Origin of the sequence: Pseudomonas sp. DNDY-54, assembly GCF_019880365.1 — a bacterium.
Taxonomy (GTDB): domain Bacteria; phylum Pseudomonadota; class Gammaproteobacteria; order Pseudomonadales; family Pseudomonadaceae; genus Stutzerimonas; species Stutzerimonas stutzeri_P.
The window spans coordinates 3366102-3388325 of record NZ_CP082271.1 but is presented as its reverse complement, the minus strand read 5'-3'; the positions used below and the strand labels follow the sequence as shown (position 1 = coordinate 3388325).

Genomic DNA, 22224 nt, shown 5'->3' with positions numbered 1-22224 from the left:
GCACCATGTCTCATCAGTCTGATTTGATCAGCGAGGACATCCTCGCGTACCTGGCGCAGCACGAGCGCAAAGAGCTCCTGCGCTTTCTCACTTGCGGCAACGTCGACGACGGCAAGAGCACCCTGATTGGGCGCCTGCTGCACGACTCGAAGATGATCTATGAAGATCACCTTGAAGCAATTACCCGCGATTCGAAGAAATCCGGCACCACGGGCGATGATGTCGACCTAGCGCTGCTGGTCGACGGCCTGCAGGCTGAGCGCGAGCAGGGCATCACCATCGATGTCGCCTACCGCTATTTCTCCACCGCCAAGCGCAAGTTCATCATCGCCGACACTCCTGGCCATGAGCAGTACACGCGCAACATGGCAACCGGCGCCTCCACCTGCGACCTGGCGATCATCCTGGTCGACGCCCGCTACGGCGTGCAGACCCAGACCAAGCGCCACAGCTTCATCACCTCGCTGCTGGGCATCAAGCACATCGTCGTGGCCATCAACAAAATGGACCTGATGGACTTCGACCAGTCGGTGTTCGAGCGCATCAAGGCCGATTACCTGGCCTTTGCCGAGCGTATCGAGCTCAAACCGTCGTCGCTGCACTTCGTGCCGATGTCCGCGCTCAAGGGCGACAACGTGGTCAACCGTTCCGAGCGCGCGCCCTGGTATGAAGGGCAGTCGCTGATGGAAATTCTCGAAAGCGTCGAGATCGCGGGCGACCGCAACTTCGAGGACCTGCGCTTCCCGGTGCAGTACGTCAATCGTCCCAACCTCAACTTCCGTGGTTTCGCTGGCACACTGGCCAGCGGCATCGTGCGCAAGGGTGACGAGGTGGTGGTCTTGCCGTCCGGCAAGCGCAGCACCGTCAAATCCATCGTCACGTTTGACGGCGAGCTGGAGCAGGCGACCCCGGGCGAAGCCATCACGCTGACGCTTGAGGACGAGATCGATGTGTCGCGTGGCGACATGCTGGTACACGCTGACAACCAGCCGCGCATCACTGACAGTTTCGACGCCATGCTGGTGTGGATGGCCGAAGAGCCGATGCTGCCGGGCAAGAAATATGACATCAAGCGCGCCACCAGCTACGTGCCCGGTTCGATTGCCAGCATCACCCATCGGGTGGACGTGAACACGTTGGAGTATGGCCCGGCCAGTAGCCTGCAGCTGAACGAGATCGGGCGGGTCAAGGTCAGCCTCGACGCGCCGATTGCATTGGACGGCTATGCGACGAACCCGGCTACCGGCTCGTTCATCATCATTGACCGCCTCACCAACGGCACCGTTGGCGCAGGCATGATCATCGCCGACCCGGTCGCCCACGGCTCATTTGGACATCATGGTGCTCTTGCTCACGTCTCGACCGAAGAGCGTGCCAGCCGTTTCGGTCAGCAGCCGGCAACCGTGCTGTTTACTGGATTGTCCGGTGCCGGCAAGAGCACCCTGGCCTATGCGGTCGAGCGCAAGCTGTTCGACATGGGCCGCGCCGTCTACGTACTGGACGGCCAGAACCTGCGCCACGACCTGAACAAAGGTCTTCCGCAGGACCGTGCAGGTCGTACCGAAAATTGGCGCCGTGCCGCCCACGTGGCGCGTCAGTTCAACGAGGCGGGCCTGCTGACCCTCGCCGCGTTCGTCGCTCCGGATGCTGAAGGACGCGAACAGGCCAAAGCGCTAATCGGTACTGATCGGGCTATCACCGTTTATGCTCAGGCGTCCCCGCAGGCCTGCCAGCAGCGCGATCCACAGGGGTTGTACGCGGCTGGCGGCGACAACATCCCAGGCGAGTCGTTTCCCTACGATGTGCCGGTGAATGCTGATCTGGTGATCGACACGGAGTCGCTGACGGTCGAGGCTAGTGCCAAGCAGGTGATCGATCTGTTGCGCAAGCGTGGCGCTATCTGATCGATGTACTAAGACGTTCCGCCTTGGGTAGCCAGGGCGTTCAGCTGATGATCAACCCCGCCCAAGTAGCGGGGTTTCTTTTTGTTTGGCAGGCGGATCGGTTAAGAATGATCCGCGGATTTGATACGTGGCACCTGCAACTCACTCCGGGCCTTACTGCACTACGTATTTCAGAATTTCCACGACCTGTTCGGTGGTGGTGGCCCAAGCCATGGCGGCTGCATCGACTTCCTTCAGCGGGTGCACAATGTCGTCGCCATGCAGCGTGACATAAGGCTTGCCCAGCGCCGCGCAGTAGCCGGCATCGAACGCCGCGTTCCACTGCTTGTACTTGTCGCCAAAACGCACCACCACGAGGTCCGCTTGCTGGATCAGCGTCTTGGTGCGGATTGCATTGACCTTGGACGACTTGTGGTCGCGCCAGAAGGCGTTGGGCTCGGCGCCTAGGCAATCGCCGGCGGCATCGCTGGCTTCGTGATCGGTTACGGCTGAGGTGAATAGCACATCCAATCCGGCTGCGGCGGCGCCACGCTTGATCTCGTCGCGCCAGTCGGTGTGAATTTCGCCGGACAGATAAACGGTAAAGCTCATGAATCCTCCTGAGATTTGGGCTGCGCTGCGCTTTGGCAAAGAAGGCTCGATGCTAGCCCGGTAGAAGCCTCAAGGCCAGCCACTGGCAAAATGCTCAGCGGATGATCAAGCTTCTGTAGGAGGCGCGCCTCGCGGCGAATGGGGCCTATGGTCGGCGCAACAACGTGCATCCCGTCAAAAGGCGGTCTGTACGATTACGCCTAGGAGGCTTCGGCGAGAATGCGGAAGAACACGGTTTCTAGCGATACGGCAGGCTTGACAGTCAGCAGGTGGCCGCCAGTGTTGCCCAGCTGCGCGATGGCTGCCGGTAGCTCGCTTTGCGCAAGCTCGCACTCGAACTCGCCGGGGCGAAGCGCGATGCACGCTGGTGTAAGCGACTGATCCGCTTGGTAACGTAGGATAAAACAATCAGCGCGTTCGGCGGCCAGTTCGCGTGGTGAGCGAACAGTGACCAGCTGGCCCTTGTTGATAAAGCCGAAACGGTCGGCAATGCGCTCCACGTCATGCAGCACGTGAGAAGTGAAGAAAATCGCGCCACCTTGTTTCTTGTACTCATTGAGGATTTCGACCACATCCTTGCGGCCCACCGGGTCAAGGCCGGATAGCGGCTCGTCGAGGATCAGCAGGCGTGGCTCGACCGCCATGGCGTGAGCCAATGCGACCCGTTGTGCGTTGCCTTTGGAGAGTTCGCGCATCCGCCTTTTACCGGTGCCATCCACGGAGAATCGCTCCAGCCACAGCAAGCACCAGGCATCCGCATCGCTGCGTTTGATGCCGTACATGGACAGGCCCATGCGCAAGATTTCGAGCGGTGTGAACTGGTCGTACAGCGCCGGCGCTTCCGGCACATAGGCCATGCCCTGTCGGGCTTCGGCCCGTCGGGCATCAATGCCGTACAGCGTCACCTTGCCCTGATAGTCGTTAATGATGTCCAGCAGGACCTTGATCGTCGTGGACTTGCCGGCGCCGTTGGGGCCGACAAAGCCGAACACCTCGCCTTCGGCCAAGCTGAAGCTCACATCCCGCACAGCCTGAACCTGTTTGCCCTTGGCTCTGTAGGTATGGCTGACACCCTGAAACTCTACGGCTGCGCTCAAGGCTGTTCCTCCAGTCCGGCAATCTTCAATTTCTTTAGTTCGACGTGCCCGTCACGCAGCTCATAGCCAAGGCGCAAAGGGTCGGTTGGCAGTTCGGCAACGATAGCTCGGTCGACCAGTAGCTGTAGATCCAGCAAAGGACCGTGTTCTGCCTGGTATTTTCGCTGAGCCGCGCGCAGATCGATCAAGCCCTGCAGGCGAATGACGCGCTTGTCGAGCATGTCCTTCAGCTTGGGGTCAGCGCTGCTGTCGCGCTGCTGGGTCAGGTAGTTGAGCGCCAGGCGCTCATCGGCGAATTGCTCGGCGCGCAGCATCACTGCTAGCTTCAGCATGGCGGCGCCGTTCTGTGTCGAGCGCGCTGCGCCTATCTCCAGCACGCGAGCGGCTTCTTCATTGTTGCGCTGGAAGAATGACAGGTTGATGCCATAGAAGAACGGCGGGAATTCGTCCCAGAAGCGGCATTCAACGGCTGCGCGCAGCACCTCGTTGCCTTCGTCTACCGCACCGCCCCAGGTCAGCAGGCCGTTGGCGAGATAGTAGTTGTCTTCATGGCAGGCGTTGAGGCGGGCGACCTCGCGCTGGGTGCGGACCAGGTAACCGGTATCCACACCGCGATCATCCATGCCGGTGGCGGACAGACGCATGGTTTCAAGGTTGGCAGTGAGGAAGCGATCGCCGCCGTGCAGCGCGACCAGCAATGGTGCAGGAATTACAACCCGGTCGGTGACGAGTTGCGGCGTAAGCAGCACTGGTTGCTGGGCGCGCCAGGCGGCGATGGTAGCGAACAGGGCGAATGCCAGAAGAGTGAGGAATAGCGAAGTGCGTCTACGCATATCAGGAGAAGCGCTTGCGGTTGAGCGCCCACACCGCCAAGGCCAATAGGCCGACCGTATAGGTCAGGCTGGACAACACCAGCCAGGGCCAGTCGGCGGGCAACAACTCCAACTTGCCGTAGAGGGCGACCATTCGCACATCCAGCGCGCCCAGGTCGGGCAGCAGATAACCCAGCAGGCCGACACCGGAGCGGTAGCTTTCGGCATCGCTTACCGCGCCCGTATTGCGGGTTAGTAATTCAACGATGGATCCGAACGAGCGAGCGACCAGCATAAAGCCAAAGGTGCCGATCAAGACGAAACTGGGAGTGGAGGCGATTACCGCTAGCAGAGTGGCGACGGAGGTCAGCAGCAATAGATCAAGGCCGATTAAGCCGATGGTGACGAAGTAGTGATGATCCAGCGCAACGGGGGTGCCTTGCGCATAGCCCTGGCCGATCAGCCAGACCAGTAATGCCAGTGCTCCGGCTAGCACTAGCAGCAACCCGATGGTCAGGAGAACTACGGCAACAAAGCGGCCCAGCAACAGGCTATGCCGTGGGTGCGGATAGGATAGCGTTTTAAGAAAAAAGCGCCGGTCGAACTCGCGTGACAGCAACTCCTGAGTCATCAATACAAGTACCAAGGGCAGCAGTAGGCGGATCATAGAAAGGCCGATATCCAGCGCCACGGTGGCGGGCTGGCGACCGCTGAACTGGGCGGAAAGGAATGCCGCAAGGGCCAGTGCTAGCAAAGAGCCGATAGACAGTCGGCCAAAGCGAGCGCGAAAGGCGAGGCGGAAGCCGATTGTAATGTTCAGTGAAGACAGCATGAGAAATCATTCGATCATGGCGGTTAAGCGTGCGATGGGGATCATAATACGTTCTGGAGATACGAGGCTAACAGATTGCTCAGAAGCTGTAGAGAAATAAGGAGCGACTAGATTATGAAAATTATGCAGGTTTACAGGTTTTGTTGAGATAAATAAAAGGGAAGACATAGAGTCTTCCCTTGCAAGTAAAGGCAAGTCGATTTGAGTTAATCTTCTGGCAATTCCTGGGCCTCAGCATTTGCTAAAGCACTTTCAGCTGTACACGCGCCACCAGGGAATTGGGATGAAACGGTGCCCCGTGCGCTAGTGGCGGTCGGGAATGAGGCGCCCGTAACTGTCTCTACGCATGTTTCATCTGGCCCAACTGTGCAAATTGTGTTGCCGTTCGCATCTTCTGTCTGAACAGCACTGCGTGAGGCGGTTAGGCCTGATGTGTGGCAAACGCTGAGAGCAACAAAGTTGTCATCAGTGTTGCACTGAACACCGCCTACGACGTTATTGGAAAGTACAACCTTTATATCGTTAGCGAGAAGTTCGCAGTCCACCATAGTGATGTTGTTGGTTCCCCCCGCAAGGTTGGGATATGCTGCGTGGGCTAAGCCAGACATCATAAATGCGCAGAGGCCGGTAACCAGCAATTGAGTCTTTTTCATGGTTTGTCTCCTGATTTTTCTGCTTAGCGCAAGTTGGAAATTACAGCGGTAATGGCATTGCGCCCATCCGCTACGGCGCTAGAATCATTTGCCTTGGCTCGGTAATCATTGAACTGCGGAATAGCGATTGCAGCCAAAATACCGATGATCGCAACCACGATCATCAATTCAATCAGGGTGAAACCTTTTTGCTTCTTGATGGACTTCATTGAAAAGCTCCTTTGTTGGTGAGGTCGTTGGACCTGTCGAGATAGGAGCAGCTTCTGTGCCAGGCGAGGCAGGAGCGTCGCGCTTGAGTCTGTAGTTGTGAGGTGGTGCACTTTCTAGGGAGTGCGTAACTGTGGAATTAGAGGTTGGGTTTCGGTGTGTCGGGAACCGCTTTCGCCGCGAGGCGCGCCTCCCACATGCCCCTCTGTCGGGCTGTAGGCGCCGTTGGGTTGGGGTTGGGAGGATTTAGGTTGGTGGTGATGGTGGAGGAAAGGAGAGGGGCGCCGCCTATATAAATGCGATAGCTCAGTAGCTTTCGCCGCAGGGCGCGCCTCCCACAACAAAATCTTGGCTGTGTACGGGTGGGTAGCGGGTTGGTTGAGCGTTTGGAGGATAAATTAGCCCTTCAAGTCACCATGTGACAAAAATTGCCACTTAGTTTTCAAGGGTTTGGCAGGCCTTTGGAACTGCGTTATAAGGGCGCGACATTTCTCCAGCCTTTATAGGCAGTTCAATGAACGAAAACGCTCCCCTCGGTGGTTTGGCTCGCCAATTAGTACTGGTCGGCCAGCTTGATGAAAAGGTCGCGCTGCAGGCGCAGCAGCAGGCTCAGCGTAACCAGGTGCCGCTGGTGTCATGGCTGGTGCAGAACAAGGTAGTCAAGAGCCGGGCGATAGCAGAGGTCGCGGGTGAGCAGTTCGGCGTTCCGTACTTCGATCTCACGACGCTGGATAAAGAAACCCAGCCTCAAGATTTGGTCAGCGAAAAACTGGTGCGCCAGCACCGTGTTCTGCCGCTGCAGCGTCGGGGCAATAAGCTGTATGTGGCGGTATCCGATCCAACCAATCACCAGGCCATCAGTGATATCCAATTCAATACTGGCCTTTCGGTCGAGTCGGTACTGGTCGAAGACGACAAGCTCGGCGATGCGATTGAAAGGTTGTTCGAATCTGCCAATACCACGCTCGATGGCATGACCGACTCAGATCTTGATGAGCTGGATGTTGTTACGTCGGGGGGGGCGGCCGACAAAGAAGAGGGCGAGCACAACGAGGCGGACGACGCGCCGGTGGTGCGCTTCGTCAATAAGATGCTGTTGGATGCGATCAAGCGCGGCTCATCGGACCTTCACTTCGAACCCTACGAAAAATCATATCGAGTTCGTTTCCGTACGGATGGGGTGCTGCATGAGGTGGCGCGGCCGCCGGTGCAGCTGGTCAGTCGGATTTCGGCGCGCCTCAAAGTGATGGCGGCGTTGGATATTGCCGAGCGGCGCAAGCCGCAGGACGGCCGGATCAAGATGAAGGTCTCCAAGACGAAGTCCATCGATTTCCGCGTCAATAGCCTGCCCACGCTGTGGGGCGAAAAGATTGTGATGCGTATCCTCGACTCCTCCAGTGCCAAGATGGGGATCGACGCGTTGGGCTATGAAGAAGACCAAAAAGAGCTGTACCTGAGTGCGTTAAAGCAGCCGCAAGGGATGATTTTGGTCACGGGCCCGACTGGCTCGGGTAAGACGGTCTCCTTGTATACCGGCTTGAACATTCTTAACACCGTTGATGTGAATATCTCGACCGCGGAAGATCCGGTGGAGATCAACCTCGAAGGCATCAACCAAGTCAACGTCAATCCGCGCCAAGGCATGGACTTCGCTCAGGCATTGCGTGCATTCCTGCGTCAGGACCCGGACATCATTATGGTCGGCGAAATTCGCGACCTGGAAACCGCCGAGATCGCGGTCAAGGCGGCGCAGACTGGCCATATGGTGATGTCGACGCTACACACTAACAGTGCTGCAGAAACCCTCACTCGCCTGCGCAACATGGGTGTGCCCGCCTTCAACATCGCAACATCGGTCAACCTGATCATCGCCCAACGTCTAGCGCGCAAGCTCTGCACCAGCTGTAAGAAGGAAGTCGAGGTGCCGCGCGAGGCGCTGCTGAAGGAAGGCATACCGGAAGACAAGATCGGCACGTTCCAGCTCTATGGGCCGGTGGGTTGCGATAATTGCAACGGCGGCTACAAAGGCCGTGTCGGTATTTATGAAGTGGTTAAAATCACGCCTGCCCTGCAGCGGCTTATCATGGAGGAAGGTAACTCCATCGATATCGCCATTCAGGCGCGCAAAGATGGTTTCAATGATTTGCGCATTTCCGGACTTGTTAAAGCCATGAATGGCATTACCAGCCTGGAAGAAGTCAACCGCGTAACCAAGGATTAACCATGGCGGAAAGAGCGTTGAAAACCAGTGTGTTCACCTGGGAAGGGACTGACCGCAAGGGCAGCAAAATCAAGGGTGAGCTGTCCGGTCAAAGCCCGGCGCTAATCAAAGCGCAACTCCGCAAGCAGGGTATCAATCCGCTCAAGGTGCGCAAGAAGGCCGTCTCGCTGTTCGGTGCTGGCAAAAAGATCAAGCCAATGGACATCGCGCTGTTCACCCGTCAGATGGCGACCATGATGAAGGCGGGCGTGCCGCTGCTTCAGTCTTTCGACATCATTGGTGAAGGCTTCGACAACCCCAATATGCGCAAGCTGGTTGACGAAGTGAAGCAGGAGGTGGCGGCGGGTAACAGCTTTGCCGGTTCTCTGCGCAAGAAGCCCCAGTATTTCGACGATCTGTACTGCAATCTTGTGGAATCCGGTGAGCAATCTGGTGCGCTGGAGACGCTGTTGGACAGGGTAGCAACCTACAAGGAGAAGACTGAGCAGCTCAAGGCGAAAATCAAAAAGGCGATGACCTACCCGATTGCCGTTATCGTAGTGGCAATCATCGTTTCAGCCATCCTTCTCATTAAGGTGGTGCCGCAGTTCGAAAGCGTGTTTCAGGGCTTTGGTGCGGAGCTGCCAGCCTTCACTCAGATGGTGGTCGGGCTGTCCCGGTGGCTGCAGGAGTGGTGGTATTTAGTATTGATCGGGTTGTTCGCTGGTGCTTTTCTGTTCAAGCACAGCTACAAGCGTTCGGAGAAGTTTCGCGATACGTTGGATCGAGTTCTGCTCAAGGCACCTATTGTTGGCGACATCATGTACAAAGCTGTTGTGGCTCGTTACGCAAGGACCCTGTCAACTACGTTCGCTGCAGGCGTACCACTGGTTGATGCGTTGGACTCAGTGGGTGGGGCCACAGGTAACGTGGTGTTCCGCAATGCCGTCGCGAAAATCCGCAACGATGTCTCGTCGGGCGTGCAGCTTAACTTCTCGATGCGCACCACGGGGGTATTCCCGTCCATGGCGATACAGATGACAGCCATTGGCGAAGAGTCCGGGTCGCTGGACGAGATGCTCGACAAGGTCGCCAGCTTCTATGAAGACGAAGTGGATAACATGGTCGATAACCTCACCACGTTGATGGAGCCGCTAATCATGGCGGTGCTGGGTGTGCTAGTGGGTGGTTTGATCATCGCAATGTACCTGCCCATCTTCCAGCTCGGCAGCGTGGTCGGATAAACCGATGATTTTCGAGCTTCTGGCCAGCAACACGCTGGCCTTTGTTTTATGCGCGCTGGCGTTGGGGCTGCTGGTTGGCAGTTTCCTGAACGTAGTGATACACCGCTTGCCGATCATGATGCAGCGGGACTGGCGCGCTCAAGCGCGAGAGTTTCTTGAGTTGCCGGTCGAGTCTGCTTCGACCTTCAATCTGGTTCTCCCTCATTCTCACTGCCCGCACTGCGATCATGAGATTCGCCCATGGGAAAATATTCCATTGGTGAGCTGGCTGGCCTTGCGTGGCAAATGTTCGTCTTGCCGTGCACCGATCAGCAGTCGTTATCCCTTTGTCGAGTTGCTGTGCGGGTTGTTGTCCGCCTATGTCGCCTGGCACTTTGGCTTCACCTGGCAGGCAGGCGCGATGCTGCTGCTGACCTGGGGTTTGCTGGCGATGAGCATGATCGATGTCGATCATCAGCTGCTGCCTGACTCCATCGTGCTGCCGTTGCTTTGGCTGGGGTTGATCGTCAATTTCTTCGGGTTGTTCTCTTCGCTGCCTGATGCCGTGTGGGGTGCAGTGGCCGGGTATCTCAGTCTTTGGTCGGTGTACTGGTTGTTCAAGCTGGTGACCGGTAAGGAGGGCATGGGATACGGGGACTTCAAATTGCTTGCCATGCTTGGCGCATGGGGCGGTTGGCAGGTTTTGCCACTGACCATCCTGCTGTCATCGGTCGTCGGTGCAGTGTTGGGTTCCATCATGCTACGCGTGAAGAAAGCGGATAGCGGCACGGCAATTCCCTTCGGTCCCTATCTAGCGATTGCTGGTTGGATTGCGCTGCTTTGGGGTGATCAAATCACGTCGGCCTATCTTCAATTTGCCCGCTTCTGACGGGATATCGGCCACAAGTTCGTTTGCTTCCAATGTTCGCTGGCTCTAGCAGAGCGGGATCTGGCTAGCCCTGCTGTGCGCAGGCCGTATGGGTCGGGTCCCGCTCGGATAATTTTCCGCTGCTACTGAATGACCAAAGAGCTTCACGCCAAGACTGCCCTCTGAATCAATACCCAACGTTGAACCGTTTCGGTGATCGCGGCCCGCACTGAGCAAGTCCTGTGGCTGTACAAGCTACAGCGGCTCTCCGTTCCTCTTGCATCTCGGCTTTTCAGGCGTTACTACTGCGCGTCGTTTCCTATCGGGCGATGCGTAATGAAGCCATGGGTGCTTGGTTTGGCGGGAGGTATCGGTAGCGGCAAGAGCGCTGTGGTGGAGGCGTTTGGCCGGCTCGGGGTGGATTGGGTCGACGCCGATCATGCCGCCCGCTGGGTTGTCGAGCCTGGCAAGCCTGCGTTGGGGGCGATTGCCGATCGTTTTGGGGAGACTGTTTTGGCCGCAGATGGCAGCTTGAACAGGTCGGTGCTGCGTGAGCTGGTTTTCCATGATCCCGAACAGCGCAAATGGCTTGAAGAACTGTTGCACCCAATGATCCGCCAGGAGATCGCCCAGCACCTCGCTCGGGCTACCTCACCCTACGCCATTATGGTTTCGCCCTTGCTGGTGGAGTCCGGCCAGTATCGTCAGGTCGATCGCGTGCTAGTGGTCGATGTGCCTGAAGCACTTCAGTTGGAGCGTGCCGCGCGGCGGGATCGGTGCAGCGAAGCGCAGATCCAGGCCATTCTCAGTGCGCAGATCAGCCGCGATGAGCGCTTGCGTCACGCTGATGATGTGCTTGTCAATGATCGTGATCTGGCATGGTTAATGTGCGAGGTGGAACGTTTGCACAATTTTTATCTGACGCTACGAGGAGGTCAGGAATGAGTACTACAGTTGTCGAATGCCCTACCTGTGGGGCGCCGGTCGTATGGAGCGTGAACAGTCCGAACCGACCATTCTGCTCCGAGCGCTGCAAGCTGATCGACCTCGGCGCCTGGGCCTCGGAAGAACATGCGATTCCGGGTAACGAGCTGGAAGATGATCTTTTTTCCGACGACATGCCGCCACGCAAGCATTGAGCCAAGTGGTGGGTTAGCGCTGTCGCAGCTCAGGTTGTTTGATGGGTGGTCAGGCTTGCTTGTCACCGTCGTCTTTCCAGGGCGCTTGGAGATAGCGGGTGCGGTTGAAGGTTTCCATCCAGTCCGGATAGAACACGACCAGTGCGCTTACGACAGTCCCGTTGATGAACGCTTCGGGAAACATTACTAGCCAGATATAACCGGCAAAGTCATTCAGCCAGGGCGGCATGGGGTAGCGGCCATCAAGTAGCAGAACTCCGAGTCCGGCCAGGATGCAGAAGAGGGCGGCAAGGCCTGCGGCAAAAAAGCCGGAAAAGAAGATATACACGAAGAGGTTGCGGGGCTGGGTGCGTTCGACTGCTAGGGCGCAGATTTCAGTCACCGTTACAGGTATCAGTACGAGTAATACGCCATTCAGCCCGAGGGCTGTCAGCTGCTGATGCCCGGTGACGACCAGTGCCATCTGGGCGACAAAAGCAGCCAACATCGCCAGTGGCCAATCCAGCAGTAGCGTAACGGCTGTCAGTCCGATGAAATGAAAAGATAGCCCTGATTCGAAGTCTCGGCGGACCAGCCACAGCAGGAAGATCGCCAGTACCGCGCCAAACAGTAAATGTTGGCGGCGGGTGTCGCTAAAAAGCTCTACCCATGGCGCGCGAATGCATGCCCAGAGCAGAACTGCCGCATAAAGCAACCAACCTAATACTAGGGTTGACGTTGCGAGCAGTTCGGCAGCAATCATTCTTAATGCTCCTCACGAGAGGGCTGGGTTTCGGCGATGGCGGCGGGATCAACCCTGAATCGTTGTGATCGATGCCGTTCATTCACTTCGAACAGCCTTCAAGGAGCAGGGTTGGGTTGCTCCGTGTGGATCGCTTCTATATCAGCAAGCACCTCGGCAGATAGCCGCAGCTCGCTGCTAGCAAGGTTGCTTTCCAGTTGCTCCAGCGACGTAGCGCCGATGATGTTGCCGGTAACGAAGGGCTGCTGCGTGACATAGGCCAGCGACATTTGAGCAGGATCCAGTCCATGTTGCCGCGCGAGCGCTACGTACTTGGAGCACGCTGCTTGCGATTGCGGATTGGAGTAACGTGCGAAGCGACTGAACAAGGTAATCCGTGCACCGGCCGGCCGTGCGCCTTGTTCGTACTTACCGCTGAGCATGCCGAATGCCAGCGGTGAATAAGCCAGGAGCCCGCATTGTTCGCGAATAGCGATCTCAGCCAGGCCTACCTCGAACGAGCGATTAAGCAGGTTGTACGGGTTCTGGATCGAAACGGCTCGCGGCCAGCCGCGAGATTCAGCAAGCTCCAGGAATTTCATCGTGCCCCAGGGCGTTTCGTTGGACAGGCCGATATGGCGGATTTTTCCGATCTTCACCTGTTCGTTGAGCGCCTCCAGTGTTTCTTCGATCGGCGTGAAATCCTGATCCTGATGGCGATAGCCGAGCTGTCCAAAAAAGTTGGTGCTGCGCTCTGGCCAGTGCAGCTGATACAGGTCAATCCAGTCTGTTTGCAGCCGCTTCAGGCTGGCATCCAGAGCTGCAACAATGTGCTGACGGTTCATTTTGAGCTGGCCATCACGGATATGGCTGATGCCATTGCCCGGGCCGGCAATCTTGCTGGCAAGAATCCACTCGGATCGATTCCCGCGGGCCTTGAAGTAGTTGCCGATGTAGCGCTCGGTGGATGCGTAGGTTTCCGCTCGTGGCGGTACGGGATACATTTCAGCGGTATCGAGAAAATTGATGCCGGCCGCTCTGGCGCAATCCAGCTGCGCGAATGCCTGATCCTGATCGTTCTGCTCACCCCAAGTCATGCTGCCCAGACATAGCGAGGTGACTTGAAGGTCGGTACGGCCGAGTTGGCGCTTTTCCATGCGGTATCCTTTGTTTAATAGCCTGACATCGACGTCGGATTGTCGGGGCGGCTGATTAGTTCGTTTCGACACGCCATGCAATGCGCCGAATAGGTGCCGATTATGCCTAGAGACAGTTTTAAGCCGTAAGCTTGGTGCTTCGTAAGCGAACGAGCTTGCTATTTCGCCAGTAATCCGGATAATTCCGCAGCCTGTCGCCGGGGATGCCTAGCCCGCTGACGCAAAAACAAGGTAGGGGATGCCAAGCCTGCCGAACACTGCCGTAGCGGACGCGCTGACCCGAGCCCCCGATAGCGTCTGTTTCCGGCTGTCCTGGCCTTGCCAGGGCGAGCACCATTCAGTAAGATTCGCCGTCTTATTTTCAGGGCGGCCCCTGAGGCTATAACGAATGAAGACTTTTACTGCTAAACCGGAAACCGTCAAGCGCGACTGGTTTGTCGTCGACGCTGCCGGCCAGACCCTGGGTCGTCTGGCAACCGAAATCGCTAGCCGCCTGCGTGGCAAGCACAAGGCGGAATACACCCCTCACGTCGATACCGGTGATTACATCGTTGTTATCAACGCCGAGCAAGTGCGTGTTACCGGTGCGAAAACCACCGACAAGATGTACTACTCTCACTCCGGTTTCCCGGGTGGCATCAAGTCGATCAACTTCGAGAAGCTGATCGCGAAGGCGCCAGAGCGTGTGATCGAGACCGCGGTCAAAGGCATGCTGCCTAAGAATCCGCTGGGTCGCGACATGTATCGTAAGCTGAAGGTGTACAAGGGTGCCAATCACCCGCATACCGCTCAGCAGCCCCAAGAACTGAAGATTTAACGGAATAGTTCATTATGTCGGCGACTCAAAACTACGGCACTGGCCGTCGCAAGACTGCAACCGCGCGCGTTTTTCTACGCCCCGGTACTGGCAAGATCTCCATCAACAACCGCGAGCTGGATAACTTCTTCGGGCGTGAAACCGCTCGTATGGTGGTTCGTCAGCCGCTAGAACTTACCGAAACTGTCGAGAAATTCGACATCTACGTTACCGTTCTTGGTGGTGGCGTGAGTGGTCAGGCCGGTGCGATCCGTCACGGTATCACTCGTGCTCTGATGGATTATGACGAGACCCTGCGTCCCGCTCTGCGCAAGGCTGGCTTCGTCACTCGCGATGCTCGCGAAGTCGAACGTAAGAAAGTCGGTCTGCGTAAGGCGCGTAAGCGTCCGCAATACTCGAAGCGCTAATCCGCTTCACAAAAAACGCCCAGCTTTATTCGAAGCTGGGCGTTTTTTTATGGGCGGCTTATAGCCGTGCGACAGCATGTCGCGTTAGGAAAGCCCCGCTTTTCGGGGCTTTGCGCTCGGTTGTGTCTAGTTATTACCTTGTCATGAGAGGGGCTTTTCTTTACCATTTGGCGAATTTTTCGCGGCTGATTTTACGTAGTAGACGCCTGCTTTCGGTAGGCCATAAGAAACTGATGGGAGACGACTGAATGAGCAATGACGGCGTGAATGCTGGCCGGCGTCGCTTCCTGGTAGCCGCTACTTCGGTAGTAGGTGCTGCAGGAGCGGTGGGTGCCGCGGTCCCGTTTGTGGGATCGTGGTTCCCGAGTGCCAAGGCCAAGGCAGCCGGTGCACCGGTTAAGGTAAATATCAGCAAGATCGAGCCAGGCCAACAAATGGTCGCCGAGTGGCGCGGTCAGCCGGTGTTCATCGTGCGTCGTACCGAGGAGGCGCTGGCGAATCTGGATAAGCTGACCGATACGGTCGCGGACCCAAAATCCGAAGCCTCCGAGCAGCCGGACTATGTCGATCCAGCGGTTCGTTCAATCAAGCCTGAAGTTTTGATCGTGGTCGGGCTTTGCACGCATCTCGGTTGCGCTCCATCCTTCCGACCCGAAGTCGCAGCGCCTGATCTAGGTGCCGATTGGCTCGGCGGTTATTTCTGCCCGTGCCACGGTTCGAAATATGACATGGCTGGCCGCGTCTACAAGGGGCAGCCCGCGCCCTTGAACCTGCCGGTTCCCCCTCACTCATACGAGACTGACTCTTTGGTCATTATCGGCGTGGATCAGGAGAGCGCATGATGAGCAAGTTCATGGAGTGGGTCGATGCGCGCTTCCCAGCGACCAAGATGTGGGAAGACCATCTAAGCAAATACTATGCGCCGAAGAACTTTAACGTTCTGTATTTCTTCGGATCGTTGGCCTTGCTGGTTCTGGTCAATCAGATCATTACCGGTATTTGGCTGACCATGAGTTTTGAGCCGTCAGCAGAAGGTGCATTCGCCTCCGTCGAATACATCATGCGTGACGTTGAATATGGCTGGATCATCCGCTACCTGCATTCTACGGGTGCGTCGGCGTTTTTCGTCGTGGTCTACCTACACATGTTCCGTGGCATTCTGTACGGCTCCTATCAGAAGCCGCGTGAGTTGGTGTGGATCTTCGGCATGATGATCTACCTGGCGTTGATGGCGGAAGCCTTCATGGGCTACTTGCTGCCGTGGGGGCAGATGTCGTACTGGGGTGCTCAGGTAATCATCTCGCTGTTCGGCGCCATTCCGGTGATCGGTGCTGACCTGACCCAGTGGATTCGTGGTGACTATCTGATCTCAGGTATCACGCTGAACCGCTTCTTCGCGTTGCACGTGATCGCGCTGCCTATCGTGATCCTCGGTCTGGTCGTGCTGCATATTTTGGCGCTGCACGAAGTCGGGTCGAACAACCCGATGGGTGTGGATATCAAGAAGACCAAGGACGAAGCTGGCGTGCCGCTCGATGGCATCCCGTTCCACCCGTACTACACCGTGAAAGACATCGTTGGTGTGGTGGTGTTCCTGTTTGTCTTCTGCGCCATCGTGTTCTTCTTCCCTGAGATGGGCGGCTATTTCCTCGAGAAGCCTAACTTCGAAGTGGCGAATGCATTTAAGACTCCAGAGCACATTGCGCCGGTCTGGTACTTCACCCCGTATTACGCGATTTTGCGCGCGGTGCCGGACAAGCTTCTGGGCGTAATTGCAATGGGCGCAGCCATCGCGGTTCTGTTCGTGCTGCCCTGGCTGGATCGCAGTCCGGTCAAGTCCATGCGCTACAAAGGCTGGATGAGCAAGATTGCGCTGGTTCTGTTCTGCATCTCCTTCATCATCCTCGGCGTGCTTGGCGTGCTGTCTCCGACCCCTGAGCGCACGTTGGTATCTCGGATCTGTACTGCTATCTACTTCGGTTACTTCATCCTGATGCCGTTCTACACCAAGCTCGAGAAGACCAAAGTAGTTCCGCAAAGGGTGGCTGGCTGATGAAAAAGCAATTCGCTGCATTGATTCTTGCACTGGTGCCTGCATTCGGCTTCGCCGCGGGTGGTGGCGTTCACCTTGATGAAGTTGATATCGATCTGACGGATAAGGTGGCGCTTCAGGATGGTCTGAAGACATTTACCAACTACTGTATGGGCTGCCACAGCGCGCAGTATCAGCGTTACGAGCGCGTCGCGACCGACCTGGGTATCCCCGAAGAAGTGATGCTTGAGAACGTGGTTTTCAGTGATGCCAAAATTGGTGATCACATGAAGATTGGCATGAAGCCGGAAGATGCTAAGACCTGGTTCGGCGCGGCCCCGCCGGATTTGACGCTGGTTGCCCGCGTGCGCGGCAATGACTGGCTCTACTCTTACATGCGCAGCTTCTACGAAGATCCGGCTCGCCCGTATGGCGTCAACAATACGGTATTCCCCAATGTGGGAATGCCGCACGTGCTAGCGCCGCTACAAGGCCGTCAGGTGCTGCCGAGCAAGCTGCCTGAGGGCGAGTCAGTCGCATGCAAGCAAGTTCAGGTTGTCGAGGATGGCCGCAAGCAGTTCGATCCGCTGACGGGCACGCCGATTACTGATGAAGACTGCAACGCCATGACGGTTGTCCCAGGCACCGGCGAGCTTACCGAGGCCGAATATGACGAGAAGATCAAGAACCTCGTGACCTTCCTAGCTTACTCGGCCAACCCGGTCAAGCTCGAGAGTCAACGTATCGGTACCTATGTGCTGTTGTTCTTGGCGTTCTTCTTCGTCTTCGCCTATCTGCTCAAGCGGGAGTATTGGAAGGACGTCCACTGATTCCTGGCCTTTTTGCGTTACCCTGCGCGCCCTCTTGGGCGCGCTTTTTTTTCTGTCATTTCGAAACTTTCATGAGGGAGGGACCCTATGGCCGCGACCAACAGGTTGGCTTGCTATTCCGATCCCGCCGACCACTACTCGCATCGGGTGCGCTATGTGCTCGCTGAAAAGGGAGTCAATGTCGAGATTATCGACGTCGATCCGGCGCGGTGCCCGGTAAAGCTGACTGAAGTGAATCCCTACGCCAGCGTGCCTACTCTTGTAGACCGTGATCTGGCGCTGTATGAACCGAATGTGATTACCGAGTATCTCGAGGAGCGGTATCCCCATCCACCCTTGCTTCCGGTATATCCCGTGGCCCGAGCCAATACCCGGCTATTGGTGCATCGGGTTCAGCGGGATTGGTGTTCGCTAGTGGACCGGATCACGGATCACCGCGTCGCTGAAGCGCTGCGCGCGCAGGCGCGTAAGGAGTTACGTGAGAGCCTGACGGGTGTGTCGCCTGTATTTGCCGAGAAGCCATTTTTCATGAGCGACGAGATAAGCCTAGTGGATTGCTGTCTATTGCCAATCTTGTGGCGTTTGCACGCACTGGGCATTGAGCTACCACGGGCTGCAAAGCCGCTGCTCGATTACATGGAAATCAATTTTGCTCGCGAGGCCTTCCAGGTCAGTCTATCCGCTGTTGAGCGCGGCATGCGCTAAGAGAGGCTGCATATGACTTCAAGCCGTCCTTATCTGGTTCGGGCGCTGTATGAATGGATCGTTGATAACGAATGCACCCCGCATCTGTTGGTCAGTGTCGACTACCCGGGCGTGCAGGTCCCAGATGGTTTTGCCAAAGATGGACAAATTGTATTGAACGTAGCGCCGAGTGCAGTGCGCCAGCTGCAGATGGACAACAATGCGGTCAGTTTCGAAGGGCGCTTCGGTGGTATCCCGCATAGCCTCCATGTTCCGTCAGCAGCGATCATGGCGATTTATGCGCGGGAAAACGGTCAGGGTATGGTGTTCGAGGTAGAGCCCACTCCGCCCGATGATGCTGCGCCTGGCGCAGACTCATCGACACCAGGCGGCTCTTCACGACCCGCTTCCGCGGGGCGCCCCAGCTTGAAAGTCGTTAAGTAATTTACGTAAGCGACACCGAACCGCGTGGCAGTTGCTCGGAGCTGCCACGTTGGTTGCCGCAGTCAGCATCAGTCAATGTATTCGAACAGTTTGACGATGCGTTGGACGCCGGAAACGCCCTGCACCACGCTTGTTGCGCGATCGCCTTCCTGGCGAGTAACCAGCCCAAGTAGATAGACAATCCCGTTCTCTGTGATCACTTTTATGCGCGAGCCCGGCACGCTCGCATCTGCAAGCATCTGCGCTTTGATTTTCGTTGTCAGCCAAGAGTCATTACTCCGAGCCAGCGCAGAGGAGGGCTGTAGTACCTGCAGCTCATTATGCACGCGCTTGACGCGTTGTACGGAACTGGCCGCCTGTTCCGCCTGCTGTTTGAGTTCTTCGCGCGGCGTTTGGCCAGCTAGCAGCACTACCCCGTTGTAGCTTGCAACGACAATATGTGAGCCCTGGTCCAAGTCGGGGTGGGCTTTGGCAATGTTGACGGCTGCTTTGGTCTCGATGAGCGAGTCATCGATCGTGCTGCCGATGGTGCGAGTTCCACGGTTGTCGTTGATAGGGTCATCGCGTGTGGCGGTGAGTACCGAGCTGCAGCCCGTCACGGCCAGACACAGCGAAAGCGTAACGGCGTGTAGTCGAACCGAATTCATTCTTCGCTCCCGAACAGTTGGTTGTCGATGAGATCGCAAAGGCAATGGATGGCTAGCAGGTGGACTTCCTGGATGCGCGCGGTCACTTTGGCCGGAACCCGGATCTCCACGTCTTCAGGAAGCAGTAGCGAGGCCATCCCGCCACCGTCACGCCCAGTAAGCGCGACCACGACCATTTCCCGATCATGTGCAGCCTGTATCGCCTGAATGACATTCGCAGAATTGCCGCTGGTTGATATTGCTAACAGCACGTCACCCGGCTGTCCAAGTGCACGGATCTGCTTGGAGAAAACCTCGTTGTAGCTGTAGTCATTAGCAATAGAGGTGAGGGTGGAGCTGTCCGTTGTTAGAGCTATTGCGGGAAGGCTAGGGCGTTCGCGCTCGAAACGGTTAAGCAGCTCGGAAGAGAAATGCTGAGCATCGCCAGCCGAGCCGCCGTTGCCGCAGGTCAGGATTTTACCTTCGCTGAGCAGCGAGTGGACCATCACTTGTCCGGCCTGCTCGATGCAGGGCGCAAGAACATCTATGGCGTTCTGCTTGGTCTCGATGCTGGCTTGAAATAGCTGACGTATACGGGATTGCATGTCCATCGGTAGTTAACCTTCAGGTGACGGGCTGGGCCTGTTAGCCGTGCCGTATGAATCTTGAGGGCAGATCAAGTCTTGACGGTAAGCTGAAGACGTCCGGCGAGGAACGCGTCAGCTATCGAACGCGTTCTGGATCCAGTTAGGCTTTTCCGCTTCGCTGGCGGCCGCGCCTATGGCGACTACGTCAAAGCGGCAGGGGTGGCGTGCCCAGCGGCTTTCCTTTTGCAGGAAAAGTTGGGCGGCCTTGATCAGTTTCTGCTGCTTACGCAGGTCAACACTTTCAAGGGCGCCGCCCCAGGCGGCGTGGCGTCTGTAGCGAACCTCGACGAATACTACTGTATCGCCATCGAGCATGACCAGATCAAGCTCGCCACTTCGGCATGCCCAGTTACGGCAGAGCAGACGCAACCCCTGTTGTTGCAGATGGCGCTGCGCGAAATCTTCGGCGAGTTGTCCGCTAAGCTGCTTGCTGTTGCTCAATAGGGCGTGTCCGAAAGTGGCTGCACTTGTCCATCGCGAAACTCAGCCCATGGCAGGCGCCGCTCGATCCGCTGTTCCGGTGTGATGGTCAGCGTGCCGGACAGTCCGTCGAGCTGAGTTTCAGGGAGCGCTAGTAACTGACTCAATCGAGGCGCCAGTAGGTACGCGTCGGCACCCATGGCGTATAACCTGCCAAGGCTCCCGCGGGATTGAGGCCACTTGCGTTCTATTTCCTGGCGAAGGGGAAGCTCGGCATCGAGCAGCCAAGGTGTTTCTGTAAAGCGGATGCCTTCGAGATCCAGGTACTGGGTGCGGTTATCAGTGGCGGCATGCAGGTGAGATGTTGCGTACACGGGCAGATCACCCGCGTATTGAAATATCAGGGTGGGTTTGACTTGCTGCGCCTGTTGCGGTGTGGCTGCGAGGAAGAGAAAGTCGACATCTTGCCGGCGGGACGGTTGTGCCTCGGAGCTATTGCTGGTGCTACTTTGGCCCTGGCCACTGCGAACCTGAAGCAGCTCTGCGATTTGGTTAGCAAGTTCGATCGGCTCGGCTAGGGGCTCTGCCGCGACCACCGTTCCGCCTTGTGCTTGCCATTCATGGCGGAAAGCCTCAAACACTCGGTTGCCCCAATCCCCGCGAGGCGTCAGGGCCACTGCGCGCCGGTGACCGTCAGCCCAAGCACGGCGCGCCACCTCGCGCGCTTCGTCTTCCGCCGCCAGGCCGAACTGAAACAGCTGGGGCGGTGCTTTCTGGTTTGCGTCGCTGTAATTGAGTGCAAGGGTAGTAATCGGCAGCTCTTCACGTTCGGCCAGCTGGCGGACTATGTCCTTTTCCAATGGGCCAACGATCAATTCAACACCAGATGCCGCTGCCTGGCGATAGAACTCATCAAGTGATGGAATGCGGGTGCTATCGAATAGCTCAATTTTCAGATCTTGCTGTGCGGCTAAATGTGCCGCGAGAAATCCATCACGCAAGGCCCGCGCTACGCTGGACAGAGGGCCATCCATCGGCAATAGCAATGCCACGTGCGACAACGGTTTATCCGCCAGTTCCCGCAGCTTGGCCAGGGACTCAGGAAGGCGTCGCGCGGCTGGGTGATTGGGGTTTTGTTGAGTCCAGGCGTCGATAGCGCGCTGTTGCTGGGCGATGGTCCCGGCCTGCTTGACCGTCTCTGCGAGAGACAGCCAGCCGGCGAGATCTATATCGGCATCGGCGGTCGGTTGCAGCTGGTCATTGGGGAGGCTGGAAACGAGCGACCAGATCGCGTCGTGGTTTTGCTCGGCCGCCACACCGCTGAGTAGCGGCGCGATGAAGGTGCGCTCACGAGCCGCGTCGAGGGGCTGGTCATTCGCTTCGAGTGCCTGTGCTCGTGCCAATTGGCTCCGTAACTGCTGGTTTACCGGCAGTTCCGCAAGACGCTCGAACGCGGGGTGTTGCAGGGCTTGAAGGGCGCGCTGCGGTTCGCTGTCGGCTAACGCCAGCTCCGCTTCCAGTGTTTTCGCGAACATCTGTTGGGCCGGCATCAGCTGCTCGACATCGATCTGCTCGAGAATCTGTCGGGCCTGGGTCTGGTTGCCCTGCTGCATGCTCTGGTCGACCGCTGACAACCGCAGTAAGGCGGCCTCCGCTGGCTCACTGGCATCGGCCTCTTTGAGCAGCTGTTGCGTTGATGCCTGCGGAGTGCGTGGCAGCTCGCCGAGAGTCGACGATGGCGAACTGGCGCAAGCCGAAAGCACGGCAGCAATACATAAGAAGAAGAGCGGGCGAAAGCGAGCCATCATGTGATCATTCCTAGGGGCGCTGGCAGGTGTCGGGGGATTGTACCCAAGCACTTGGGGGGGTAGCGATGTTGCGAGTTTCAAACGAGCTACAATGCCCGTTTTCTT

25 protein-coding genes are annotated in these 22224 nt (G+C 57.3%); 13 read left to right on the top strand and 12 right to left on the bottom strand.

Going from position 1 to position 22224, the window contains the following annotated elements:
* Positions 1 to 5 precede the first annotated feature (5 nt).
* Positions 6 to 1904 carry a sulfate adenylyltransferase subunit CysN gene (cysN, locus tag K4O48_RS15755; RefSeq protein ID WP_222909320.1) on the top strand — a complete coding sequence of 633 codons (1899 nt, stop codon included), beginning with the start codon at positions 6 to 8 and terminating at the stop codon, positions 1902 to 1904.
* Between the two features lie 153 nt (positions 1905 to 2057).
* On the opposite strand, the gene K4O48_RS15750 is transcribed toward cysN, so the two are convergent.
* The 6 genes from K4O48_RS15750 to K4O48_RS20600 form a co-directional block, all read right to left on the bottom strand.
* Entirely contained in the window at positions 2058 to 2495 is a 438-nt protein-coding gene (locus K4O48_RS15750; protein ID WP_222909319.1) for a YtoQ family protein, read from the bottom strand.
* Positions 2496 to 2695: 200 nt separating this feature from the next.
* Entirely contained in the window at positions 2696 to 3592 is an 897-nt protein-coding gene (locus K4O48_RS15745; protein WP_222909318.1) for an ABC transporter ATP-binding protein, read from the bottom strand.
* The gene (locus K4O48_RS15740) at positions 3589 to 4425 is read right to left on the bottom strand and encodes a hypothetical protein (protein WP_222909317.1); all 837 of its coding nucleotides are present in this window, start codon (positions 4423 to 4425) and stop codon (positions 3589 to 3591) included. The genes K4O48_RS15745 and K4O48_RS15740 overlap by 4 nt, the downstream gene beginning before the upstream one ends.
* 1 nt (position 4426) lies before the next feature.
* A complete protein-coding gene (locus tag K4O48_RS15735) occupies positions 4427 to 5236 on the bottom strand; it encodes an ABC transporter permease subunit (RefSeq protein WP_260523643.1) in 810 nt (269 codons plus the stop codon).
* 206 nt (positions 5237 to 5442) lie between these two features.
* A complete protein-coding gene (locus tag K4O48_RS15730; RefSeq protein WP_222909316.1) occupies positions 5443 to 5889 on the bottom strand; it encodes a hypothetical protein in 447 nt (148 codons plus the stop codon).
* Between the two features lie 23 nt (positions 5890 to 5912).
* Complete coding sequence (locus K4O48_RS20600) at positions 5913 to 6098, bottom strand: prepilin-type N-terminal cleavage/methylation domain-containing protein (protein ID WP_222909315.1); 186 nt, start codon at positions 6096 to 6098, stop codon at positions 5913 to 5915.
* A 512-nt stretch (positions 6099 to 6610) separates the two neighbouring features.
* Between K4O48_RS20600 and pilB the strand changes: the two genes are divergently transcribed.
* The 5 genes from pilB to yacG all read left to right on the top strand — a co-directional run bounded on the left by pilB (position 6611) and on the right by yacG (position 11526).
* Positions 6611 to 8317 carry a type IV-A pilus assembly ATPase PilB gene (gene pilB, locus K4O48_RS15720; protein WP_222909314.1) on the top strand — a complete coding sequence of 569 codons (1707 nt, stop codon included), beginning with the start codon at positions 6611 to 6613 and terminating at the stop codon, positions 8315 to 8317.
* A gap of 2 nt (positions 8318 to 8319) precedes the next feature.
* Positions 8320 to 9540, top strand: a complete 1221-nt coding sequence (locus K4O48_RS15715; protein WP_222909313.1) for a type II secretion system F family protein — start codon at positions 8320 to 8322, stop codon at positions 9538 to 9540.
* A gap of 4 nt (positions 9541 to 9544) precedes the next feature.
* Complete coding sequence (locus tag K4O48_RS15710) at positions 9545 to 10408, top strand: prepilin peptidase (protein WP_222909312.1); 864 nt, start codon at positions 9545 to 9547, stop codon at positions 10406 to 10408.
* A gap of 315 nt (positions 10409 to 10723) precedes the next feature.
* A complete protein-coding gene (gene coaE / locus K4O48_RS15705; RefSeq protein ID WP_222909311.1) occupies positions 10724 to 11332 on the top strand; it encodes a dephospho-CoA kinase in 609 nt (202 codons plus the stop codon).
* Positions 11329 to 11526 (top strand): DNA gyrase inhibitor YacG, encoded by a 198-nt coding sequence (gene yacG, locus K4O48_RS15700; protein WP_222909310.1) that lies wholly within the window; start codon positions 11329 to 11331, stop codon positions 11524 to 11526. The genes coaE and yacG overlap by 4 nt, the downstream gene beginning before the upstream one ends.
* Positions 11527 to 11575: 49 nt before the next feature.
* Here yacG and K4O48_RS15695 read toward each other — a convergent pair whose 3' ends face one another.
* Both K4O48_RS15695 and K4O48_RS15690 read right to left on the bottom strand, forming a co-directional pair.
* Positions 11576 to 12268, bottom strand: a complete 693-nt coding sequence (locus K4O48_RS15695) for an energy-coupling factor ABC transporter permease (protein ID WP_222909309.1) — start codon at positions 12266 to 12268, stop codon at positions 11576 to 11578.
* Between the two features lie 98 nt (positions 12269 to 12366).
* Positions 12367 to 13404, bottom strand: a complete 1038-nt coding sequence (locus K4O48_RS15690) for an NADP(H)-dependent aldo-keto reductase (RefSeq protein WP_222909308.1) — start codon at positions 13402 to 13404, stop codon at positions 12367 to 12369.
* Positions 13405 to 13792: 388 nt separating this feature from the next.
* Between K4O48_RS15690 and rplM the strand changes: the two genes are divergently transcribed.
* The 7 genes from rplM (at position 13793) to K4O48_RS15655 (ending at position 18618) form a co-directional block, all read left to right on the top strand.
* Positions 13793 to 14221 (top strand): 50S ribosomal protein L13, encoded by a 429-nt coding sequence (gene rplM / locus K4O48_RS15685; RefSeq protein WP_019342644.1) that lies wholly within the window; start codon positions 13793 to 13795, stop codon positions 14219 to 14221.
* A gap of 14 nt (positions 14222 to 14235) precedes the next feature.
* On the top strand, positions 14236 to 14628 hold the full coding sequence (gene rpsI, locus K4O48_RS15680) for a 30S ribosomal protein S9 (RefSeq protein ID WP_131649936.1): 393 nt from the start codon (positions 14236 to 14238) through the stop codon (positions 14626 to 14628).
* 248 nt (positions 14629 to 14876) lie between these two features.
* Positions 14877 to 15470 (top strand): ubiquinol-cytochrome c reductase iron-sulfur subunit, encoded by a 594-nt coding sequence (gene petA, locus K4O48_RS15675; protein ID WP_222909307.1) that lies wholly within the window; start codon positions 14877 to 14879, stop codon positions 15468 to 15470.
* Complete coding sequence (locus tag K4O48_RS15670; protein ID WP_222912120.1) at positions 15470 to 16681, top strand: cytochrome b; 1212 nt, start codon at positions 15470 to 15472, stop codon at positions 16679 to 16681. Before petA ends, K4O48_RS15670 begins: the two co-directional genes overlap by 1 nt.
* Positions 16681 to 17490 (top strand): cytochrome c1, encoded by an 810-nt coding sequence (locus tag K4O48_RS15665; protein ID WP_222909306.1) that lies wholly within the window; start codon positions 16681 to 16683, stop codon positions 17488 to 17490. The genes K4O48_RS15670 and K4O48_RS15665 overlap by 1 nt, the downstream gene beginning before the upstream one ends.
* 87 nt (positions 17491 to 17577) lie before the next feature.
* Entirely contained in the window at positions 17578 to 18195 is a 618-nt protein-coding gene (locus K4O48_RS15660) for a glutathione S-transferase N-terminal domain-containing protein (protein ID WP_222909305.1), read from the top strand.
* 12 nt (positions 18196 to 18207) lie between these two features.
* Positions 18208 to 18618 carry a ClpXP protease specificity-enhancing factor gene (locus tag K4O48_RS15655; protein ID WP_222909304.1) on the top strand — a complete coding sequence of 137 codons (411 nt, stop codon included), beginning with the start codon at positions 18208 to 18210 and terminating at the stop codon, positions 18616 to 18618.
* 68 nt (positions 18619 to 18686) lie between these two features.
* Here K4O48_RS15655 and K4O48_RS15650 read toward each other — a convergent pair whose 3' ends face one another.
* The 4 genes from K4O48_RS15650 to K4O48_RS15635 form a co-directional block, all read right to left on the bottom strand.
* On the bottom strand, positions 18687 to 19265 hold the full coding sequence (locus K4O48_RS15650; protein ID WP_222909303.1) for a BON domain-containing protein: 579 nt from the start codon (positions 19263 to 19265) through the stop codon (positions 18687 to 18689).
* Positions 19262 to 19855 (bottom strand): phosphoheptose isomerase, encoded by a 594-nt coding sequence (locus K4O48_RS15645; protein ID WP_222909302.1) that lies wholly within the window; start codon positions 19853 to 19855, stop codon positions 19262 to 19264. The genes K4O48_RS15650 and K4O48_RS15645 overlap by 4 nt, the downstream gene beginning before the upstream one ends.
* A gap of 108 nt (positions 19856 to 19963) precedes the next feature.
* Positions 19964 to 20332 (bottom strand): YraN family protein, encoded by a 369-nt coding sequence (locus K4O48_RS15640; RefSeq protein WP_222909301.1) that lies wholly within the window; start codon positions 20330 to 20332, stop codon positions 19964 to 19966.
* Entirely contained in the window at positions 20329 to 22119 is a 1791-nt protein-coding gene (locus K4O48_RS15635; protein ID WP_222909300.1) for a penicillin-binding protein activator, read from the bottom strand. Before K4O48_RS15635 ends, K4O48_RS15640 begins: the two co-directional genes overlap by 4 nt.
* Between the last annotated feature and the right edge of the window lie 105 nt (positions 22120 to 22224).

Bases quoted from the DNA above. Each gene is read 5' to 3' on its own strand.
- cysN (WP_222909320.1), top strand. From the start codon at position 6: ATGTCTCATCAGTCTGATTTGATCAGCGAGGACATCCTCGCGTACCTG.
- K4O48_RS15750 (WP_222909319.1), bottom strand. From the start codon at position 2,495: ATGAGCTTTACCGTTTATCTGTCCGGCGAAATTCACACCGACTGGCGC.
- K4O48_RS15740 (WP_222909317.1), bottom strand. From the start codon at position 4,425: ATGCGTAGACGCACTTCGCTATTCCTCACTCTTCTGGCATTCGCCCTG.
- K4O48_RS15735 (WP_260523643.1), bottom strand. From the start codon at position 5,236: ATGCTGTCTTCACTGAACATTACAATCGGCTTCCGCCTCGCCTTTCGC.
- K4O48_RS15730 (WP_222909316.1), bottom strand. From the start codon at position 5,889: ATGAAAAAGACTCAATTGCTGGTTACCGGCCTCTGCGCATTTATGATG.
- K4O48_RS20600 (WP_222909315.1), bottom strand. From the start codon at position 6,098: ATGAAGTCCATCAAGAAGCAAAAAGGTTTCACCCTGATTGAATTGATG.
- pilB (WP_222909314.1), top strand. From the start codon at position 6,611: ATGAACGAAAACGCTCCCCTCGGTGGTTTGGCTCGCCAATTAGTACTG.
- K4O48_RS15715 (WP_222909313.1), top strand. From the start codon at position 8,320: ATGGCGGAAAGAGCGTTGAAAACCAGTGTGTTCACCTGGGAAGGGACT.
- K4O48_RS15710 (WP_222909312.1), top strand. From the start codon at position 9,545: ATGATTTTCGAGCTTCTGGCCAGCAACACGCTGGCCTTTGTTTTATGC.
- coaE (WP_222909311.1), top strand. From the start codon at position 10,724: ATGAAGCCATGGGTGCTTGGTTTGGCGGGAGGTATCGGTAGCGGCAAG.
- yacG (WP_222909310.1), top strand. From the start codon at position 11,329: ATGAGTACTACAGTTGTCGAATGCCCTACCTGTGGGGCGCCGGTCGTA.
- K4O48_RS15695 (WP_222909309.1), bottom strand. From the start codon at position 12,268: ATGATTGCTGCCGAACTGCTCGCAACGTCAACCCTAGTATTAGGTTGG.
- K4O48_RS15690 (WP_222909308.1), bottom strand. From the start codon at position 13,404: ATGGAAAAGCGCCAACTCGGCCGTACCGACCTTCAAGTCACCTCGCTA.
- rplM (WP_019342644.1), top strand. From the start codon at position 13,793: ATGAAGACTTTTACTGCTAAACCGGAAACCGTCAAGCGCGACTGGTTT.
- rpsI (WP_131649936.1), top strand. From the start codon at position 14,236: ATGTCGGCGACTCAAAACTACGGCACTGGCCGTCGCAAGACTGCAACC.
- petA (WP_222909307.1), top strand. From the start codon at position 14,877: ATGAGCAATGACGGCGTGAATGCTGGCCGGCGTCGCTTCCTGGTAGCC.
- K4O48_RS15670 (WP_222912120.1), top strand. From the start codon at position 15,470: ATGAGCAAGTTCATGGAGTGGGTCGATGCGCGCTTCCCAGCGACCAAG.
- K4O48_RS15665 (WP_222909306.1), top strand. From the start codon at position 16,681: ATGAAAAAGCAATTCGCTGCATTGATTCTTGCACTGGTGCCTGCATTC.
- K4O48_RS15660 (WP_222909305.1), top strand. From the start codon at position 17,578: ATGGCCGCGACCAACAGGTTGGCTTGCTATTCCGATCCCGCCGACCAC.
- K4O48_RS15655 (WP_222909304.1), top strand. From the start codon at position 18,208: ATGACTTCAAGCCGTCCTTATCTGGTTCGGGCGCTGTATGAATGGATC.
- K4O48_RS15650 (WP_222909303.1), bottom strand. From the start codon at position 19,265: ATGAATTCGGTTCGACTACACGCCGTTACGCTTTCGCTGTGTCTGGCC.
- K4O48_RS15645 (WP_222909302.1), bottom strand. From the start codon at position 19,855: ATGGACATGCAATCCCGTATACGTCAGCTATTTCAAGCCAGCATCGAG.
- K4O48_RS15635 (WP_222909300.1), bottom strand. From the start codon at position 22,119: ATGATGGCTCGCTTTCGCCCGCTCTTCTTCTTATGTATTGCTGCCGTG.